Source organism: Faecalimonas sp. LCP19S3_D12, assembly GCF_052121495.1.
Lineage (GTDB): Bacteria > Bacillota > Clostridia > Lachnospirales > Lachnospiraceae > Faecalimonas.
The window spans coordinates 1-3,477 of record NZ_JBQKED010000090.1 but is presented as its reverse complement, the minus strand read 5'-3'; the positions used below and the strand labels follow the sequence as shown (position 1 = coordinate 3,477).

3 protein-coding genes are annotated in these 3,477 nt (G+C 35.8%); 2 read left to right on the top strand and 1 reads right to left on the bottom strand.

Annotation, left to right across the window (positions count from 1 at the left end):
• The first annotated feature begins 249 nt into the window (after window positions 1-249).
• Window positions 250-1,578, top strand: coding sequence for an MATE family efflux transporter (locus ACTQXY_RS15220; RefSeq protein ID WP_441660176.1), 1,329 nt, complete (start codon window positions 250-252; stop codon window positions 1,576-1,578).
• Window positions 1,575-2,063, top strand: coding sequence for a DUF5721 family protein (locus ACTQXY_RS15215; RefSeq protein ID WP_022250562.1), 489 nt, complete (start codon window positions 1,575-1,577; stop codon window positions 2,061-2,063). The genes ACTQXY_RS15220 and ACTQXY_RS15215 overlap by 4 nt, the downstream gene beginning before the upstream one ends.
• A gap of 40 nt (window positions 2,064-2,103) precedes the next feature.
• Here the strand turns inward: ACTQXY_RS15215 and ACTQXY_RS15210 are convergent, their stop codons facing one another.
• Complete coding sequence (locus tag ACTQXY_RS15210; RefSeq protein WP_441660175.1) at window positions 2,104-3,039, bottom strand: Rpn family recombination-promoting nuclease/putative transposase; 936 nt, start codon at window positions 3,037-3,039, stop codon at window positions 2,104-2,106.
• Between the last annotated feature and the right edge of the window lie 438 nt (window positions 3,040-3,477).

Sequence of the window (3,477 nt, the reverse complement as noted above, 5' to 3'; positions counted from 1 at the left end):
AATGCACTCCATCCACTGGCTACTGCGGCATAAATCGCTATTTTGTTAGCTGAAATATTGAATTTTCAAGGAACAAGTCCCATTTGGGGTATGGGAAGTCTTAGTTAGTAAGTTATCTATATAGTTTGTCTGTTGCATGCTTTTTACTCCTTTTATTGCTGTTTAACTTTCATGATACTGTTTTGGTTTCCAAAAGTCAACGTATCTGCTATAATACCATTATTGGATTTTATTTAAAGGAGATTTTTTATGCTGACAAACACACTTACAACCGAGCCAGTACGAAAATTATTCTTTCGTTACCTCATTCCTTCTATCTGCGGAACGATGGTAACGTCTATTTATGTACTTGCTGACACAATTATTATCGGGAAAGGAATTGGCATTGATGCTATGGCTGCATTAAATATCATCCTCCCGCTGTTTAATATTTTCTTTGGCACCGGACTTTTATTTGGTGTCGGCGGTTCTGTCTTAATGTCGATCGCCCGCGGAAAAGGCGATACTCAGACCGGAAACTGTTATTTTTCTGTCGCAGTACTTTTGAATGCCATCACCTGTATTTTATACATGATCCTATTTTTAAATTTCATGGAACCGATTGCACGTTTTCTTGGCGCAACAGATGTGACAATGCCTTATGTACTCAATTACGCGCCGTACGTGATCTGGGGACTTAGCTTTTTTGCATTCTCCACTTTTTTACAGACCTTTGTAAGAAATGATGGTGCACCAAAACTTTCCATGATTGCCGTTGTATCCGGCGGTGTCCTGAATGTTGTTTTAGATATTGTTTTTGTATTTCCTTGTAAAATGGGCATGGCAGGAGCAGCAATTGCAAGTGTGCTTGGATCCGTACTTACAACTGTTATTTTGCTGTTCCATTTTCGCTCTAAGTCAAACGGACTGCATTTTAGCTTAAAGAAATTTTCACCTGTATTCATCACGAATATCTACAAAAACGGATTTACAAGCTTTCTTGTGGAAGTCTCATCCGGAATTGTAATGTTTGTTTTCAACTTACAGATTTTAAAATATATTGGTGATATCGGTGTGAGCATGTATGGTGTCATTACAAATACCGCTATTGTAGTCATCTGCCTGTGTAACGGAATCAACCAGGCTTCTCAGCCGATCATCTCAACCAATCATGGTGCAGGGCTTATTGATCGTATTGAGACTGTAAAAAAACTGGGACTGAAAACGGCATTTATCATCTGCTCCGTTCCGGCTGTTTTAGGATTGATCGTGCCAAATTTGTTTACTTATATTTTTATGAATCCAAATGAACAAATACTTTCCCTTTCATCCACTGCAATTCGTATTTATTTTGTTGGATTCTTTGTAATCGGATTGAATATGTTTATCATTGGTTATTTTCAATCTACAGTAAAACCACAGCTTTCATTGTTCCTCTGTCTTTCCAGAGGGTGTGTACTTGCAATTATCTTTGTATTTGTGCTGCCTCCGCTTATCGGAGTCATTGGAATCTGGATATCTGTACCGCTTGCTGAATTCATTACACTGATTGCCGGAATATATTTCTTGAAAAAGAATGAAAAGGAGAGGATCGCATGATTGCATTAAAATTGCCGGAAGTAAAAGAATGTATGTCCAAGCTGTTATTATCGGACACCTTCGACTCATTTTTATTCATAGAAGGAGAAATTGTCACCTATAATACATTTTCCATTAATGGATTTCTCAAAAAAGATTTTTTTGAGAAAGACCTGGCTCCTTCCCGAGATTATTCTTTGTGGAAAGATATTAGAGAGTACGCATTTTCTTTGATCAAGGGGAAAAAAACTCCCCTTAGTTTTCGCTTTGTATTCGGACTGTCAGAGGCGAATATTGAAAGATTACTGAAACAGCAGGAACTGAATTTCCAGCCACAAGATGTGCAGGGATTGTATCTCAATCTAAAATATGATGGTCAGAATCTTACCTGCGTCACCGGAACTTCCATGAGACTGTTCACTTTGGATAAGTCTTTGGAGGAAGCATGGGATCAGATGGTTCAAAGATTCTTTTTGAAAAAAGAGATTAGCGCAGAAGTCTTATAAGATGAAAAAGTAATAGAGGTCACGGTATCTCTATTACTTTTTATTTTATGTTGTATTTCATATACAAGGAATCTCTATAGTCCGAATCACTCGCCGCCTTAACAAGCAATTCTGTCAATCCCAATTCCAACAATTTTAAAATCAACTGACTATAACGTTTTTCGCCGTTCTCCACTCCATCCTGATACAAATCATCCAACGCTTTACACATATCAACTTCCTCCTTCTTTTGATATTCCTTCAACTGTTTTTCCGAGCCTAACAACATACGTGCAACAAGGTAACTTTCCATATCCATATGCTCGAAATATTCTTTGTGTCCGTTCATATAAAGTAACAGTTTTTCTTTCTCTTTTTTATATTCTAACATACCTAATACATACTGTAAATCTGAGTTCAAGCAATTTTCTTTTGCCAATTTTTTTGCATCTACTAAATTAATTTTGTAATTTGGTAAATACTTCCCAAAAGTATCTTTTTCTTCATTTGACAAATCTAAAAGGCTATGAATGTCAAGACTTCCATCCCATTCCTCATCTCCATAATAAAAAACCAAAGAAATTACAGGCACAAGTTTATCGTTTTTTGTAAATCCCGAAAGAAATTCTGCAGAATTATGATAGTTCTTTTTCTTTTTATTGCCTTGCGAGATTTGTCGAATCTGATCTGTATAATCTAATGCATCATAAAGCATACCACGAACAGGCATCGCATAATGAATCTCATCTTGGTTTTCGCATGTTAGAAGTATTAACTTTGCTCCTAAAGTTGATTTCATACAAATATCGTGAAATCGCTGCACTAAAACCTCTTTTCCATTGTTTGATTGGAAAGACAAATTTTGCCTTGTATCCATTTTTTCTAAAGTATCTGCTGTAAAAATAGGTTTCCCATGAAAAAGTGCTGGATTATATAAATCTGCAAAACGCTCTTTTTCAGATAGCCACCCACTAATCCTAACATCATTTTTCCCCATATAAAATTTTCCTTTCTTAAATTGAGATAAGTGCGAAACGCACGACTTTGGTAAAGACTTGTTATTTCTAAGGCAAGAACTGCCTTTGAATAAATTTAAGCTATCAAAAAATCACTCTTTTGTCAACATCATTTGAAGTATAACCTTGCATAATCTATTGAGATGTTCTATATTAAAGATACCAAAAGAACAACCGTCAAAGTTGTTGACCAATAATGAAATTTGAAAAACCACCCTTGTCCGTCACGACTTAGGGTGGTTTTTCTATACACTAATGACAAAAATTCTTTCCTTGATTATTTAAAAACTCGGCACGCTGTATTTATATTTTCATTTTTATATCCATTCCTTTCGCTTTGCTCAGGCACAAAACGTTATGAAAACAGTTTTCTACCCGGCTTTTTTTCTTTATAATTCTTTTTGTAGGGAACTCGGTAT